Origin of the sequence: Nocardia sp. NRRL S-836, assembly GCF_001279525.1 — a bacterium.
Taxonomy (GTDB): domain Bacteria; phylum Actinomycetota; class Actinomycetes; order Mycobacteriales; family Pseudonocardiaceae; genus Lentzea.
Genome location: NZ_LGDY01000114.1, coordinates 80,676 through 95,823, shown reverse-complemented (window position 1 = coordinate 95,823; position 15,148 = coordinate 80,676). Strand labels below are relative to the sequence as shown.

15 protein-coding genes and 1 pseudogene are annotated in these 15,148 nt (G+C 71.2%); 13 read left to right on the top strand and 3 right to left on the bottom strand.

Annotated features, from left to right (window positions below; genetic code table 11):
* Nucleotides 1–186: 186 nt before the first annotated feature.
* Nucleotides 187–1,359 (top strand): hypothetical protein, encoded by a 1,173-nt coding sequence (locus ADL03_RS28320; RefSeq protein ID WP_053736606.1) that lies wholly within the window; start codon nt 187–189, stop codon nt 1,357–1,359.
* 53 nt (nt 1,360–1,412) lie between these two features.
* A pseudogene (locus ADL03_RS50540) lies at nt 1,413–1,940 on the top strand (SGNH/GDSL hydrolase family protein); the annotation flags it as partial.
* Nucleotides 1,941–2,123: 183 nt separating this feature from the next.
* Here ADL03_RS50540 and ADL03_RS28310 read toward each other — a convergent pair.
* Entirely contained in the window at nt 2,124–3,467 is a 1,344-nt protein-coding gene (locus tag ADL03_RS28310; protein ID WP_053736605.1) for a cell wall metabolism sensor histidine kinase WalK, read from the bottom strand.
* 43 nt (nt 3,468–3,510) lie between these two features.
* Nucleotides 3,511–4,236 (bottom strand): response regulator transcription factor, encoded by a 726-nt coding sequence (locus ADL03_RS28305; RefSeq protein ID WP_053736779.1) that lies wholly within the window; start codon nt 4,234–4,236, stop codon nt 3,511–3,513.
* 121 nt (nt 4,237–4,357) lie between these two features.
* Here ADL03_RS28305 and ADL03_RS28300 point away from each other — a divergent pair, with 121 nt between their 5' ends.
* From ADL03_RS28300 to ADL03_RS28280, 5 genes are all read left to right on the top strand, one after another.
* A complete protein-coding gene (locus ADL03_RS28300) occupies nt 4,358–6,040 on the top strand; it encodes a bifunctional UDP-sugar hydrolase/5'-nucleotidase (protein WP_231642355.1) in 1,683 nt (560 codons plus the stop codon).
* A gap of 74 nt (nt 6,041–6,114) precedes the next feature.
* The gene (locus tag ADL03_RS28295) at nt 6,115–6,576 is read left to right on the top strand and encodes a hypothetical protein (RefSeq protein ID WP_053736604.1); all 462 of its coding nucleotides are present in this window, start codon (nt 6,115–6,117) and stop codon (nt 6,574–6,576) included.
* A gap of 10 nt (nt 6,577–6,586) precedes the next feature.
* The gene (locus tag ADL03_RS28290; RefSeq protein ID WP_053736603.1) at nt 6,587–6,889 is read left to right on the top strand and encodes a hypothetical protein; all 303 of its coding nucleotides are present in this window, start codon (nt 6,587–6,589) and stop codon (nt 6,887–6,889) included.
* Nucleotides 6,890–6,961: 72 nt separating this feature from the next.
* Nucleotides 6,962–7,471, top strand: coding sequence for a G/U mismatch-specific DNA glycosylase (mug, locus tag ADL03_RS28285; RefSeq protein ID WP_053736602.1), 510 nt, complete (start codon nt 6,962–6,964; stop codon nt 7,469–7,471).
* A gap of 178 nt (nt 7,472–7,649) precedes the next feature.
* The gene (locus ADL03_RS28280; RefSeq protein ID WP_053736601.1) at nt 7,650–10,478 is read left to right on the top strand and encodes an AfsR/SARP family transcriptional regulator; all 2,829 of its coding nucleotides are present in this window, start codon (nt 7,650–7,652) and stop codon (nt 10,476–10,478) included.
* Here ADL03_RS28280 and ADL03_RS28275 read toward each other — a convergent pair.
* Entirely contained in the window at nt 10,471–11,016 is a 546-nt protein-coding gene (locus ADL03_RS28275) for a hypothetical protein (RefSeq protein ID WP_053736600.1), read from the bottom strand. The two genes, ADL03_RS28280 and ADL03_RS28275, sit on opposite strands and share 8 nt — an antisense overlap.
* A 134-nt stretch (nt 11,017–11,150) precedes the next feature.
* On the opposite strand from ADL03_RS28275, the gene ADL03_RS28270 reads away from it, so the two are divergent.
* The 6 genes from ADL03_RS28270 (at nt 11,151) to ADL03_RS28245 (ending at nt 15,145) form a co-directional block, all read left to right on the top strand.
* The gene (locus tag ADL03_RS28270; protein WP_053736599.1) at nt 11,151–11,621 is read left to right on the top strand and encodes a hypothetical protein; all 471 of its coding nucleotides are present in this window, start codon (nt 11,151–11,153) and stop codon (nt 11,619–11,621) included.
* 46 nt (nt 11,622–11,667) lie between these two features.
* Nucleotides 11,668–12,432 carry an LLM class flavin-dependent oxidoreductase gene (locus tag ADL03_RS28265; RefSeq protein ID WP_053736598.1) on the top strand — a complete coding sequence of 255 codons (765 nt, stop codon included), beginning with the start codon at nt 11,668–11,670 and terminating at the stop codon, nt 12,430–12,432.
* A 69-nt stretch (nt 12,433–12,501) separates the two neighbouring features.
* The gene (locus ADL03_RS28260) at nt 12,502–12,939 is read left to right on the top strand and encodes an SRPBCC family protein (RefSeq protein WP_053736597.1); all 438 of its coding nucleotides are present in this window, start codon (nt 12,502–12,504) and stop codon (nt 12,937–12,939) included.
* 78 nt (nt 12,940–13,017) lie between these two features.
* A complete protein-coding gene (locus ADL03_RS50535; protein WP_053736777.1) occupies nt 13,018–13,761 on the top strand; it encodes an ABC transporter ATP-binding protein in 744 nt (247 codons plus the stop codon).
* Nucleotides 13,758–14,723 carry an ABC transporter permease gene (locus ADL03_RS28250; protein WP_053736596.1) on the top strand — a complete coding sequence of 322 codons (966 nt, stop codon included), beginning with the start codon at nt 13,758–13,760 and terminating at the stop codon, nt 14,721–14,723. The genes ADL03_RS50535 and ADL03_RS28250 overlap by 4 nt, the downstream gene beginning before the upstream one ends.
* 44 nt (nt 14,724–14,767) lie before the next feature.
* Entirely contained in the window at nt 14,768–15,145 is a 378-nt protein-coding gene (locus tag ADL03_RS28245; RefSeq protein ID WP_082373557.1) for a GntR family transcriptional regulator, read from the top strand.
* Nucleotides 15,146–15,148 lie beyond the last annotated feature (3 nt).

Here is a 15,148-nt window from a genome sequence, read left to right as displayed (position 1 = left end):
CGCAAGCGGTCCGCGCGCTGGTGTTGATCCACGCCCACCGGGCAACGGATGGTGTTTCCACACGTCCACAGCTCGCCGGGGTGATCGGGACGCGGTGTGAGCCGTTATCAACCGGTGGTGGTGGTCGCAGCCTGGCCGGATTAGCGTCGGTCGGGCTCACGGACATGGGGAGTAGGGTCGGAGGGGATGAGCGTGGAGATCACCGCGGGCCCTCCCGACACGACTTCACCGGAGATCGCCGAAGCTGTCGAGGCTGCCGAGCGGGTACTGACCAGGCGTTTGGGCGCGACGGTGCGTCTCGCGGACCCCGAGGCTCTCGGGGGTACCGGTCGTTCCGTCGTCATCCGGGTCCGGGTGGCCGCCTCACCGTTCTCGATGCCCCGCACGCTGGTGGTGAAGCGCTATCCGCCGGCGTCCGGTGACCGCGACCCGTGGGCGCACGAGGCGGTCAGCCACCAGCTGCTCACCGCGCTGCCCTCCGAGGAGCGCGCCACCCCGGAGCTGTTCGCCCACGACGGCACCGCACGCCTCGTCGTGCTGGAGGACCTCGGCCGGGCGCCACGGCTGTCCGAGAAGCTGCACGGCAAGGACGCGCGGGTGGCCGAACGCGGCCTGCTGTCCTGGGCGCACGCCATGGGGCGGCTGCACGCCACCACGGCGGGCCGGGACGCCGACTTCGACGCGTTGATGCGCAGGGCGGGCGCGCAGTGCTGCCAGGACCCGATCGCGGTCGACGTGCACGCGGCGATCGCCGGGTTACCGGGGCTGCTCGGCACCGAGCTGAGCGTCGAGACGTCCACCCAGGCCGTGGAGTTCGCGGTCGCCGCCGCGAGGTCGTTCAGCACGTCACGGCGCAGGGCGTTCAGCCCGTCGACGTCGTGCCCGGACAACCACCTGGTCACCTCGCGCGGGGTGCGGTTCGTCGACTTCGAGGGCGGCTGCGTCCGCGACATCGTGTTCGACGCGGCCAGCCTGCGGGTGCCGTTCCCGTCGTGCTGGTGCGGGTGGGGCCTGCCGCCGGGCATGTCCGAGGCGATGGTCGCCGCGTGGCGGGCCGAGGTCGGGTCGGTGTGGCCGGAGATGGACGACGACGCGGTGCTCTTACCGCGGCTGCTGGAGGCCCAGCTGCTGTGGGTGTGGCTCGCGACGTGGCGGGCGCTGTCCAAGCCGATGCCGAGCGTCGACAACGCGCCGCCGCGCAGCGTCGTGCTCGCGGGCCGGTGGGTGCGCCTGAGGGCCGACGCGCTCGTCCTGGGCGAGAAGACCGTCGCCACGCACGCCGACGCGGTGATCGGCGCGCTGACCGACCGCTACGGGCCTGAGGTGCTCGAACTCCCGCTTTACCCAGCATTTCGCTGAACGGTTCCCACGAGGTCATTCCGAGATCACCGGGCCAGCAGATCCTGGGGTACGTGCTGGTGCTACTCGGTGACTCGACAGCGGTCGGGATCGGCGACCTCGTGCCCGGCGGCTGGCGCGGCTTCGGCCCGATCCTGTCGGCCGCGTACGAGGACAACGGCTATCGCAACCTCGCCGTCTCCGGTGCGCGGCTCGCGGACGTGCGGCGCCTGCAGCTGCCGCAGGCCCTGCGGCTGCGACCGACGGCCGCGGTCGTCATCGCCGGCGTCAACGACACGCTGCGCTCGGACTTCTCGGCGCGCCGGATGCACGACGACCTCGACCACATCTGCCGTGAGCTGACGGCGATCGGCTGTTCCGTCGTCACCGTGCGGTTCCACGACCAGGGCCGCGTGTTCAAGCTGCCCGGCCGGCTGCGGCGGGTGCTGCGCGGCCGCATCGACGAGCTGAACGACGTCGTCGACGTCGTCGTGGCACGGCACGGGATCCGCTGCGTCGACCTGCACACGCTGCCCGGCGCGTACGAGCTGGACACGTGGGCGGTCGACCGGCTGCACCCCTCCGAGCTGGGGCACCGCATGCTGGCCAGGGCGTTCGCGGGCGAGCTGCGCGCGTGCGGTCACGCGGTCGGCGAGGTCAGCCTCGACTGCTCCGGCGGGCGCGAGCTGACCGTGTGGCACCACGTGGCGTGGCTGCTGGTCAAGGGCGTCCCGTGGCTGTTCCGACGTGGCGCGGACCTGCTGCCGCTGCTGTGGGACGAGGACTCAGACCCGCAGCGAGACGGTGAACGTGGTCTGTCCTGGGACGCTCTGCACGGACACCTGGCCGTCATGGGCGCCGACGACGGCGGCCACGATGGCCAGCCCCAGCCCCGTGCTGCCGGCGGCGCGTGACCGCGAGCTGTCGCCGCGCGCGAACCGTTCGAACACCTCCAGCCCCTCCGGGATGCCCGGTCCGTCGTCGGTGACGGTCAGCTCCACCTGTCCGTTGTGGACGGACAGGCCGGTGGTGACCGTGGTGCCCGGCGGGGTGTGCGTGCGGGCGTTGGACAGCAGGTTGCCCAGCACCTGGTGCAGCCGCTGCACGTCACCGGTGACGTGCACGGGCTCCTCGGGCACCGCGATCCGCCAGTGGTGGTCCGGCGCGGAGATCCGGGCGTCGCCGACCACGTCCAGCACGAGCCGGGTCAGGTCGACCTCGGCGCGCTCCAGCGGCCGGCCGTCGTCGAGCCTGGCCAGCAGCAGCATGTCCGCCACCAGCGCCGTCATCCGCACCGCCTCGGACTCCACCCGGCCCATCGCGTGCGCGACCTGTGGCGGGAGCTCCTCGCCGGACCGCCGGGTGAGCTCGGCGTAGCCGCGGATGGCGGCCAGCGGCGTGCGCAGCTCGTGCGAGGCGTCGGCGACGAACCGGCGGACGCGCGTCTCGCTGTCGTGGCGGGCCTTCAGCGCGTCGCCGATGTGGCCGAGCATCCGGTTCAGCGCGAGCCCGACCTTGCCGACCTCGGTGTCCGGGTCGGTCTCCGGCACGCGCTCGGCCAGCGCGACCTCGCCCTCGTGCAACGGCAGCGCGGCGACGCGGGCCGCGGTGTCGGCGACCCGGTCGAGCGGGACGAGGGCCCGCCGGACGATCCGCTGACCGGCCAGCGCCGCCACCGCCACACCGGCCGCGGTCAGCGCCACCAGCAGCCACACCATCCGCCACACGAGCTCGTCGACCGGGCCGGACGGCAGCCCCTTGACCTGCGACCGGCTGACGTTGACGCGGAAGCTGCCCTTCTCGCCCATGTCCACGGTGTGGTTGCCGGGGCTGAGGCCGGTCAGCTGCCGCAGCTGGTGCTCGGTCATCGGTTGCGTCCTCGTGCCCGGCAGCTCGATCGTGCCCTCCGCCGCACCGCCGGTGATGCGCGCGTTGATGCCCCGCGCGCGCTGGCCGACCGGGGGCTGGGCCATCTCGCCGACCTGGCGGTCGAGGTCGTGCGTCAGGAACCCGTGCAACGCCAGTACGGCGACCAGACCCGTGCCGACGGACAACGCCAGCAGCACGGCGATCTGACCGGCGATCAGCTTGGCCCGCAACGTCTTCGGGCGCAGCTGCCGGGGGCGCAATGTTTTCGGGCGCGGTGCGCCGCGCCGCAAAGTCTCCGGGGTGCTAGGCCGCGGGCTTGAGGACATACCCGGCGCCCCGCATCGTGTGGATCATCGGCGCACGCCCGGCGTCGATCTTCTTGCGCAGGTAGGAGATGTACAGCTCGACGATGTTCGCCTGGCCGCCGAAGTCGTAGCTCCACACCCGGTCGAGGATCTGCGCCTTGCTGAGCACCCGCCGCGGGTTGCTCATCAGGTAGCGCAACAGGTCGAACTCCGTCACCGTCAGGGAGATCTGCTCGCCCGCACGCGTCACCTCGCGCGTGTCCTCGTTCAACGTCAGATCGCCGACCACGAGCCGTGCGCCCGCGTCCTCCTCCGTGACCCCTGTGCGCCGCATGAGTGCACGCAGTCGGAGCACGACCTCTTCGAGGGAGAACGGCTTCGTCACGTAGTCGTCGCCACCGGCGGTGAGGCCGGCGATGCGGTCCTCCACGGCGTCGCGCGCGGTCAGGAACAGCACCGGCAGGTTCGGCTGCTCGCCGCGCATCCGCCGCAGCACCTCGAAACCGTCGAAATCGGGCAGCATCACGTCCAGCACGACCGCGTCCGGCCGGAACTCCCGCGCGGTGCGGACCGCCGTCCGGCCGTCGAGCGCGGTGCGGACGTCCCACTTCTCCATGCGCAGCGCCATCGTCATCAGCTCGGCCAGTGTGGACTCGTCGTCCACCACGAGCACCCGGACGGGCTGCCCGTCCGGGCGGCGGAGTTCGGCTTTCGTCGCGCGCATGGCCTCCATGGTGGCGGGCCAACCTGTGCGTCGCCTGTGAGACCCGTCCACCGTTCGGGCACTTGGTGGTTACGTCAATTGTGAGCAGCTATGTTCGTTTGGGGACCCGACGACCGCGGAGGTGAGCGTCCTGCGCACGTTCACGCTGACGGTGATGGGCACGACGGATCTGCACGGCAACCTGTTCAACTGGGACTACTACCGCAACCGGGAGTTCGACGACTTCGCGCACAACGACGTCGGGCTCGCGAAGATCTCGACGCTGGTGCGCTCCGTGCGTGCCGAGGTGGGCCGGCACCACACGTTGTTGCTGGACGCCGGAGACACGATCCAGGGCACGCCGCTGGCCTACTACTACGCGAAGGTCGAGCCGATCACGCGGGCACACGTGCACCCGATGGCGGCCGCGATGAACGCCATCGGCTACACGGCCGCGGCGCTGGGCAACCACGAGTTCAACTACGGGCTCGACGTGCTGCGCATGTTCGAACGGCAGCTGGACTTCCCGCTGCTCGGGGCGAACGCCGTGGACGTCGCGACCGGGCAGCCCGCGTTCCCGCCGTACGTGGTGAAGACGCTGTGGCGCACGGGCGGGCCACCGTTGCGCGTGGGCATCCTCGGGCTGACCAACCCCGGCATCGCGGTGTGGGACAAGGCGCACGTCGAGGGCGTGCTGACGTTCCCCGGCCTGGTCGAGCAGGCGCTGCACTGGGTGCCGGAGCTGCGCGGCCAGTCCGACCTGGTGATCGTGGCGGCGCACTCGGGTGCCGACCTGTCGTCGTCGCTGGGCGACCAGGTGCCGTTCCCGGAGAACTGCGCGGAGCTGGTCGCGGAGACCGTGCCGGGCATCGACGCGATCCTGGTGGGGCACGCGCACGTGGAGATCGCGCAGCGGTTCGTGACGAACAAGGTGACCGGGCGGCCGGTGCTGCTGACCGAGCCCCTGTACTGGGGCAAGCGGTTGTCGGTGCTGGAGTTCGACCTGCGGTTCAACGGCGGCTGGGAGCTGACCGGCTCGCGCTCGTCGGTGCTGTCGTCCGCGACGGCCGAGGAGGACCCGCGGATCGTGCGGCTGCTGCGGCACGACCACGAGAAGGTCGTGCACTACGTGAACGGCCGGATCGGCACGTGCCGCGGCGCGATGTCGGCGCAGCGGTCGCGGTTCGAGGACACGCCGGCGCTGTGCCTCATCAACCACGTGCAGGCGCTGGAGGTCAAGAAGTCGACGTCGCTGCCCGTGCTGTCGCTGTGCGCGCCGTTCAACCGCAACGCGGCGATCCCGGCCGGTGAGGTGTCCATTCGCGACGTCGCCGGGTTGTACATCTTCGACAACACGCTGGTGGGCGTGCGGCTGACGGGTGCGCAGCTGCGCGACTTCCTGGAGGAGTCGGCGCGCTACTTCGTGCAGGTGTCCTCGCCGGGCCCGTTCACGCCCGACGAGGTGTCCGCCGACGTGCCGGACTACAACTTCGACATCGCCTACGGCCTGGACGCGCCGCTGACCTACGACGTCGACATCGCCCGGCCGGTCGGGTCGCGGATCACCGGGCTGTCCTACGGCGGGGTGCCGGTGGCCGGCGACCAGGAGTTCGCCGTGGCCGTGAACAACTACCGGCAGGCGGGCGGCGGCGACTTCCCGCACGTGGCGACGGCACCGGTGCTGCACAACCAGCACCAGGAGATCCGGCAGCTGCTGATCGACTGGGTGAGGGCCGCCGGGGTGCTCGACCCGGCCGACTTCGTGCGCTCGGACTGGCGACTGGTGGCCGACGGTGTTCCGGTGGAGATTTCCCCGATCGAGTGAATTGGGACGCGGTGTCCTGGGCGTTCGGCTCAAGCCGGTGGCACGCGATCGGCCGGATGAGATAATCCAGGCGGGTGCAACTTCCGCAGCGCGTCCTCCTCGGCGCGATCGCCGTGCCGCTGCTGCTCGCCTCGGTGGGCGTCGCGGTGCACGCCGGATCGGCCACCGAGCCCCAGCCGGCCCAGCTGGTGCTCGCCGTGCGCTCGGCCGAGGTCGTGCTGGCCGGTGCCGCCACCCCGGCCGAACGCCAGGAGGTGGTCGACGCCGTGCGCTCGGTCACCGCGGCGCACCGCATCACCGACATGATCACCCCGTCGGCCGGCGCGCACCTGCCCGTCGCGCCCGCGGTGGCGGCCTCGGTGCTGCGGGCGGCGCTCGGCGCGGAGGTCATCGACTTCACCGCCGTCGTCCAGCCGGGCCACCTCATCGCCTCGGCACACGTCACCGACCACTCGCGCGCGGGCGCCCTGAGCGACGCCCTGCGCGCCGCCGCCCCCGATCTGCGGGTCGACGAGGACTTCACGACTACGGGCTAGGAGCCTTTCGTTGTTCGGGTTCTTCATGCAGATGTTCCTGCTGTGCGCGGGTGCCTTCCTCGCGGGCGTCCTGCTGACCTGGCTCACCATGCGCTCCCGCGGCGCGGCGGAGCAGGAGTCACGCCTCTCGATCATGGAGGAGCCCGCCCTGCCCGCGATCAAGGCCAACTCGCGGACGATGGTGTTCCACACGCCCGAGTCGCCCTACTACCGGCGGATGAAGGGTGACGTGTTCTTCCACTCGCCGGAGGACGCGCTCCGGGCCGGCTACACGATGTGGACCCCTCGCCCGCGCGTACCCGCGACGACCTGACCGCCGCCCCGCCGGGAGCGGTGACGGGAGGCGGGCCGTGCCGCGCGGGGTGGTGCTCGTAGGCTCGGCGGCGTGATCGGTGACGTGCTCAAGCCCAACCTGGACGTGCTCTTCTGCGGCATCAACCCCGGCCTGGTGTCCGAGGCGACGGGCCACCACTTCGCGCGGCCGGGAAACCGGTTCTGGCCCGCGTTGTATTTGTCCGGGTTCACGCCGCGGCAGTTCGCGCCCGCCGAGCAGGAGGGGCTGCTCGAACTCGGGCTCGGCATCACGAACGTCGTCGCGCGCCCGTCGGCCAGGGCCGACGAATTAACAATTGACGAGATGAAAGCCGGTGCGGCCGAGCTGACCGAAAAAGTCAGGGCCTATTCACCGAGGGTTCTCGCGGTGCTCGGCGTGACGATCTACCGCGCGGCCTTCGGTCGCAAGAAAGCGCAGGTCGGGCCGCAGGAGGAGACCGTGGGCGGTGCCAGGGTGTGGCTGTTGCCCAATCCGAGCGGCTTGAACGCGCACTGGCAGCTGCCCGCGCTCGCCGAGGAGTTCGGCCGGTTGAAAGCGAGCCTGCACGAACAAGAAGGATAGTTCATATTTAGAAGCACTCGCGGTACGTGGACGTGGACAACCTTCGTCTGGTTGCATCGACTTCTGCGTCCATTCGAGTGGCCTTCACCTGGAAGTGGAACCACGTGCACGAGGCTCACGTCAGAATTTGACAATGCCGCGCAGAACATGGTGAATCTTCAACACTGGTGGGGGCACAGTGGAAGTCAGGATTCTCGGGCCGGTCGAGCCGCCGGTGCCGCCCAAGCCCGCGCAGATACTAGCGGTGCTGGCGGTCGAGTGCGGGAAGATCGTGCCCGTCGACCGGCTGATCGACCTCATCTGGGGTGAGCAACCGCCGCCGCAGGCCCGCAAGTCGCTGCAGGTGCACATCTCCAGCCTGCGCAGGGCCGGGCTGCCGGTGGAGCACCGGGCGGCCGGGTACGTGCTGGCCGCCGAGCCGGGGCACGTCGACCTGCACGCCTTCCGCCGGCTCGTCGCCACCGCGCAGGACACCGCGGACCTCAAGGTCAAGGCCGAGCTGCTCGCGCAGGCGCTGAAGCTGTGGCGCGGCACGCCGGCGGTGTTCGCGCAGACCCTGGAGGTGCAACGGCTCGCGGCGGCCGAGGCGTGGGTGGACGTGGAGCTGGCGCTGGGGCGGCACGCCGAGCTGATCGACCCGGTGGGCGCGTTCGTGGCCGAGTACCCGCTCGCGGAACGGCTCCGGGGGCAGCTGATGACCGCGCTGGCGCGGGCCGGGCGGCGGGCGGACGCGATGCGGGTGTTCCGCGAGACGCGCCGGGTGCTCGTCGACGAGCTGGGCGTCGAGCCGGGGGAGCAGCTGCAGCAGCTGTACCGCGACGTGCTGGAGGGTGCGCGTGACACGCGGCGCAACTACCTGCCGCGCGACGCGGGCGACTTCACCGGGCGGGCCGCGGAGCTGGACCGGCTGCTGCACAACGACGGCGGCGTGTGGTGGATCGAGGGGCCCGCGGGCGTGGGCAAGACGGCGCTCGCGGTGCACGCCGCGCACCGGCTGGCCGAGCGGTACCCGGACGGGCAGCTGTTCGTGGACCTGCACTCGCCGTCGGGTGCGCTGGACGCGTTGCTGCGCGCGATGGACGTGCCGAGCGAGCGGATCCCGGAGAGCCCGGAGGAACGCGCGGCGCTGTGGCGGGCGCAGGTCGGCGGGCGGCGCGTGGTGATCGTGCTGGACGGCGTCACGAGCGTGTCGCAGGTGCGGCCGCTGCTGCCCGGTAGTCCCGGCTGCCTCACGCTGATCACCAGCCGCAGCCGGCTGTGCGGGCTGGAGGGCGTGCACCGGGTTCCGCTCGACGTGCTGGGCGACGAGGAGGCGGTCACGCTGCTGGCGCGCATCCTCGGTGACGACCGGGTCGCGGCCGAGCCCGACCAGGCCACCGAGGTCGCGCGGCTGTGCGGATACCTGCCGCTGGCCGTGCGCATCACCGGTGCGCGACTGGCCGGGCGCGCGCACTGGCCCGTGTCGAAGCTCGTGCGGCGTCTGGCGGACGAACGCAGCAGGCTCGATGAGCTCGTGGCCGACGATCTGGCCGTGCGGTCGAGCCTGGAGCTCACCTACCGCGCCCTGGACGACAACGTGCGCGCGGCGTACCGGGTGCTCGGCTTCCTCGGCCTGCCCGAGGTGCCCAGCTACCTGTGGGTGCACCTGCTCGACGAGGACGTGCTCGACCAGCTCGTGGACGCGCGGCTGCTCGACGTCATCGGCAGCGCCCGCTACCGCATGCACGAGCTGGTCCGCCTGCACGCCAGGGAGCTCGCCGAGGCCGAGGACCCGCGGCACGAGCGCGAGGACCTGGTGCGCAGGGCCGTGATCGCCGCGCTCTCCACCGTGGACGGACTGACCGAGCAGCTCTTCCTGGCCGTGCCGCGGATGCAGGACTCGCTGGGCGTGGTCACGACCGCGGCCCGGCCGGCCGACAAGGACGCCTGGTTCGCGCGCGAGGAGTCGGTGCTGGTCAGGCTGGTGGAACGCGCGGCGGAGCTGGGGCTCGCGGACACCGCCTCGCGGCTGGCCGAGGTGCTGGTGTTCGCGTGGTTCGGGCTGCGCAACCGGTACGAGGCCTGGGAACGAACACACACGGCCGCACTGGAGGCGGTGTGGCGTGCCGGGGACGTGCGGCTGGAAGCGGTGCTGAGGTGCAGCCTCGGTCAGATGCACTACAAGCGGGACAACCTGGTCGAGGCGCGCTCGTGGTTCGACACCGCGCAGACGTTGTTCGTGGGGCTGAACGACACGCACGGCGAGGCCGTGGCGATGAACGGCATCGGCATGGTCTGCCGTGACCTCGGCGAGTACCCGTGCGCGCTCGAAGCACTCGGCCGCGCGCGGGAGCTGCTGGCGGGCAACGACCACGAGGGCGTGGCGCACGCGTTGTACGGAATCGGCTCGGTGCAGCGGGAGCTGGGCCGCGACGAGCAGGCGCTCGACACGTTGCACGAGGCCGAAACCGCCTACCGCAAGGCGAACAGCCGCCGGGGTGAGGCGCTCGCCGCCCGCGGGGTCGGGCTCGTGCACCGGGCCCGCGGCGAGCTGGACCTGGCCGAGGAGCACGTCGTGCGCGCTCACGAGATGGTCGCGGGCACCGGTGACGAGCTGCTCGGCTGCTACACCGCCCAGGCGTGGGCGAAGGTGTTGCTGCGCAAGGGCGAGTTCGGCCCGGCGCGGGAGCTGCTGGCCACCGCGCTGGAGGGCTGCCGCGACGTCGGCGACCGGTTCGGCGAGGCGCTGGTGCGCCGCACGCTGGGGGAGTGGCGGCTGGCCCGGGGCGACCACGCCGGCGCGGTGCCGGTGCTGACCGAGGCGCTCACGGCGTGGACCGACCTGGGCCTGCACCTGTGGCGCGCCAGGACGTTGCGGGACCTGGGTGCGGCCCACGCCTGCCGGGGGGACGCCGCAGGCGCGGACCGCTGCTGGGACGAGGCGGCCGCACTGTTCCGGCGACTGGGCACCCGCGAGTCGGGCGAGGTGCGCCAGTGGCCTGCTCAGTGGTCGCTCGCGATCAGCTGATCTTCTTGTACTTCCACGGGGCGTAGCCGCCGGACTTGAGCGTCGCGATCGTCACGGTCTCGTGGTCCATGTCGGTGGCGGTGCTGCCCTCCTCGTAGATCCACACGGAGGTGTGGGCGGTGTTCGCCCACTTCTCGAACAGTTTCACGTGGCCGTTGCGCAGGATCATGTCGCCGGGCTTGAGGTTGGCCCAGGCGATCTTCGTGGCGACCTCGTCCAAAGTGGACGTGGTGCGGCTGGTCGTCAGCTTCCACGCCATGGACACGAAGCCGGAGCAGTCCGTGCGGTACTTCTTGCCCTTGTTGATGTCGTAGGCGTAGGCGGACTGCGAGTACGGGATCTTGCGGTCCCACCAGTCCTTGGCGCGCTTGACGACCTCGGCACGGGTGATCGTGCCGCCGTAGCTCGCGTCGAGGGCCTCGACCTGCTCGACGCCGACGGACTCGCTGCCCTCCGGCGCGGCCTGGGCGATACCGCTCAGGCCACCCAGCAGCCCCAGCGAGAGTGCGGTCGCCGCGACGGCGTGGCGAATGCGCATGGTTGTCGCTCCGATCTTGCTCGACGTTGACCGGACTGTCGCGCACCCCGCCAAAGAACGGCCAAACGCCGGTTTAGGCGTGCCTTTACCGCTCCTGCCTAGCTTCGCCGCATTCTCGGGCATAAGGAGAGAGCATGTTCGTACGCACGATCGCCGCGGTGGTCGCGATGTTCGCCGCACTCCTGATGGGCACGTCGGTCGCATCGGCGGCCCCGGCCAAGTACACGCACTCGCAGGCGACCGCGCAGCTGCGCGCGGCCGGGATCACGTGGTCCTCCAGCGGTGGCTGCAGTGACCGCAACCGTTCGAACTGCACCTCGTTCGAGCAGGTCAACCAGGCGACCATCGCCGGTGCCAAGACGTTCAAGAGCGCGTCGGGCTGTGCGCTGAACATCAGCGGCGGCACGGAGACCGGGCACGCGTCCGGCACCTACTCGCACTGGAACGGCTACAAGCTGGACTACTCGCTGTCGAGCTGCGTCACCAACTACATCAAGTCCCGGTTCTCGTCCATCGGCGGGAACAAGTGGAAGTCGAACGCGGGCAACGTCTACTACCTCGAGTCGAACCACTGGGACGTGACCTACTACAACTGCGGCTGCTGACCAGGGCCGGTTGAGCGCGGCGGCCGGGACCGGTAGTACTTGTCGGGTGATCACACTCGGCGCCGTCTACCGGCCCCAGCTCCCGCCCGAACGCCTGCGCCCGGTGGTCCTCGCCGCCGAGGAGTCCGGGTTGGACTCGCTGTGGCTGTGGGAGGACTGCTTCCTGGAGAGCGGCATCGCGGCCGCCTCCGCCGCCCTGGCCTGGACCGAGCGGCTCAAGGTCGGTGTCGGCCTGCTGCCGGTGCCGTTGCGCAACGTCGCGCTGACCGCGATGGAGACCGCGACGCTGGAGCGGATGTTCCCCGGCCGCGTCACGATCGGCGTCGGCCACGGCGTGCAGGACTGGATGGGCCAGGTCGGCGCACGGGTGTCGTCGCCGCTGACGTTGCTGCGCGAGTACACCGGCGCGCTGAAGGCCCTGCTGGCGGGCGAACGGGTCACCGTGGCCGGCCGGTACGTCACCCTGACCGACGTCGCACTGGACTGGCCGCCCGCCGCTCCGGTGCCGGTCCACGTCGGCGGGCTCGGGCTCAAGACGCTGGAACTGGCCGGTGAGATCGGCGACGGCACGATCCTGGACTCCACGGCCGACCTGGAGCGGATCCGGCTGGTCCGGTCCTCCCGCGAGCACCCGGTGGTCGTCTACGTGGAGACGGACTCGCGTGACCGCGCGTTCGTCACGGACCTCGTGGCGTCGGTGGCCGAGGCGGGCGCGACGAGCGTGGTCCTGCAGCAGTCCGCGTCCTGCGAGGACCCGGAGGGGTTCGTCAGGTTCGTGGCGTCGCTGGCCGGATCCCACTCGGCGGGGTGAGCGGCTCACCGCCGGCCACCTCCGGGGCGCCCGGCGCATCGCTTCCCGATTTGGGGGTACCTGGTCTGCGTGGCTGAAGTTTCCCTGGACGTTGAAGCCCCCATCGACACGGTGTGGGCACTGCTCGCCGACGGCTGGTCCTACGCGGCGTGGGTCGTCGGCGCCTCGCACATCCGTGACGTCGACGCCGGCTGGCCGTCGCCCGGCACGCGCATCCACCACAGCGTCGGGCCGTGGCCGCTGACCATCTCCGACACCACCGGGGTGGTCACCTGCGAGCCCAGGCGGCTGCTGGAGCTGGACGCGCGGCTGTGGCCCGCCGGTGCCGCCCGCATCACGTTCACGCTCCTCGCGCGCTCGGAGTCGGTGACGGAGGTGCGGATGACGGAGAACGTGGTGCGCGGCCCGTCGGCGTTCATGCCGGCCTTCGTGCAGGACGCGCTGCTGACCCCGCGCAACCGCGAGACGCTGCAACGGCTCGGCGCGCTGGCGAAGGGCAAGAGCTGACACCGCGCTGACCAGCACCGACGACACCTCAGCACCCTTTCACTAGGTAACTAGTGAAAGGGTGCTATGGTCGTCCACATGGGAGAGAGGCAGCATCCGCCCGTCGTGGCGGAGGACCTGGGGAAGAAGTACCCGCGGGGCTGGGCGTTGCGCGACTGCACGCTCACGGTCCCCGCGGGCCGAGTGGTGGCGCTCGTCGGGCCGAACGGGGCCGGCAAGAGCACGCTGATGAGCATGGTCACCGGGCTGCTCCGGCCGACGACGGGGCGGATCAGCGTCTTCGGCGACGTGCCGAACGGGCGTGGCATGCACCCCGCCGTGGCGTTCCTGACGCAGGCGAAGCCGTTGTACCCGCAGTTCACGGTCACCGAGATGCTCAGGTACGGCCGCACCGCCAACCCCACGTGGGACCAGGCGTACGCCGAGGAGCTGGTCGAACGGGCACAGGTGCCGTTCCACGCGAAGGTCGGCACGTTGTCGGGCGGGCAGCGCACGCGGGTCGCGCTGGCGCTGGCGCTGGGCAAGCGGCCGCGGTTGCTGGTGCTGGACGAACCGCTCGCCGACCTCGACCCGCTGGCGCGCGAGACCGTGCTGGACACCCTCGTGCGGGAGTGCCGGGGGCAGGGGATCACGGTGGTGCTGTCGTCCCACGTGCTGGCGGAGCTCGAAGACGTGTGCGACCACCTGGTGCTGCTGACCGACGGCCGGGTCAGGCTCGCCGGTGACGTGGACGAGCTGCTGCGCGCGCACGCCGGGCAGCCGGGGCTGGAACGGCTCAGCAAGCTCGCGCTGGCGTACATGCGGGAAGAGGTGGCGGCATGACCTGGATCGTGTGGCGGCAGCAGCGCCCGATGTTCCTCACGCTCGCCATCGGGCTGCTCGTCGGGGTGGTGGCGGTCGTGTTGCTGAGGGCGGGCATGGTCGCCGACCTCACCGCGCGCAACCTCGCGGACTGCGTCACCGCAGGCGTGAAGTCCTGTCGCGGGAACGCGCTCAGCGAGTTCCAGCGCACCTGGTACGACCGGATGCAACTGGCTCAGGTGGGGGTGATCGCACTGCCAGTGCTGATCGGTGTCTTCATCGGCGCGCCGCTGTTCGCGCGGGAGTTCGAGCAGGGCACCCACGCGCTCGCGTTCACGCAGTCGGTCAGCAGGACCCGGTGGACGGCGACCAAGCTCCTCGTCGCGGCGGTGCCCGCGCTGGTCTTCGTCGGCGGGTTCCAGTTCGCCGTGCACAGCTGGCTGGACGCGGCGGGTGAGCTGGGGCCGCTCGGGTTGGGGCCGTACTACTTCACCACGTTCGAGTCCGCCGGGGTGTCGCCGATCGCGTACACGCTCTTCGCCTACACCTTCGGCGTGTTCGCGGGCGCGGTGTTCCGGCGGACGCTCGTGGCGATGACGCTCACGCTCGGGCTCTTCGTCGTGGTGCGGTTCGCGCTCAACCGGTCGCGCGAGCTCATGATCACGCCGACCCGCGTCACGAGCGATGACCCGACCAAGCCCCAGCTCGCCGAACCTGGCCCGTTGCAGGTCGACGGCGGTTACCTGGACGCGTCCGGCGCGGTGGTGGTCGACGCGGGGTCGAAGATGAACTGCTCTTCGGCCGCCGGGAACGACGTGGACCTGCTGGCCTGCTACCGCCGCAACGGCATCGCGCAGTCGTTCATGGACGTCATCCCGGTCGACCAGGCGACGACGCTGCACCTGCTCGAAGCGTCGGTGTTCGCGGGGCTCGCGGTGGTGTTCGTGCTCGGCTCGGTGTGGGCCGTGCGCAGGCAGGCGTGACGGAAGGCGATCAGGGGGCCGGGTGGGCACCTATGCTGAGCGGCGTGATCGAGTTTCGCATCGATCGGCACTCCGGGGTGTCCACCTATCTCCAGATCGCCGCGCAGGTCAAGCAGGCCATGCGGATGGGGTTGCTGGGACCGGGGGACAAGCTGCCGACGGCACGGGAGGTGGTGGAGGCCACCAGGGTCAACCCCAACACCGTGCTGAAGGCGTACCGGGAGCTCGAGCACGAGGGACTTGTCGAGGGCCGCAGGGGGATGGGCACGTTCGTCACGGCCTCGCTCGCCACCGACGCGGCGAAGGCCGGTGCGCCGCTGCGGCAGGACCTGGAGCGCTGGATGGACCGCGCGGTGGGCGAGGGGCTGTCCGGTGACGAGGTCGACGCGCTCTACACGGACGTGCGCGCGACGCACTTCTAGCGT

Coding starts and splice junctions, on each gene's coding strand:
- ADL03_RS28320 (WP_053736606.1), top strand. CDS start 187: ATGAGCGTGGAGATCACCGCGGGCCCTCCCGACACGACTTCACCGGAG.
- ADL03_RS28305 (WP_053736779.1), bottom strand. CDS start 4,236: ATGCGCGCGACGAAAGCCGAACTCCGCCGCCCGGACGGGCAGCCCGTC.
- ADL03_RS28275 (WP_053736600.1), bottom strand. CDS start 11,016: ATGCGCATTCGCCACGCCGTCGCGGCGACCGCACTCTCGCTGGGGCTG.
- ADL03_RS28270 (WP_053736599.1), top strand. CDS start 11,151: ATGTTCGTACGCACGATCGCCGCGGTGGTCGCGATGTTCGCCGCACTC.
- ADL03_RS50535 (WP_053736777.1), top strand. CDS start 13,018: ATGGGAGAGAGGCAGCATCCGCCCGTCGTGGCGGAGGACCTGGGGAAG.
- ADL03_RS28250 (WP_053736596.1), top strand. CDS start 13,758: ATGACCTGGATCGTGTGGCGGCAGCAGCGCCCGATGTTCCTCACGCTC.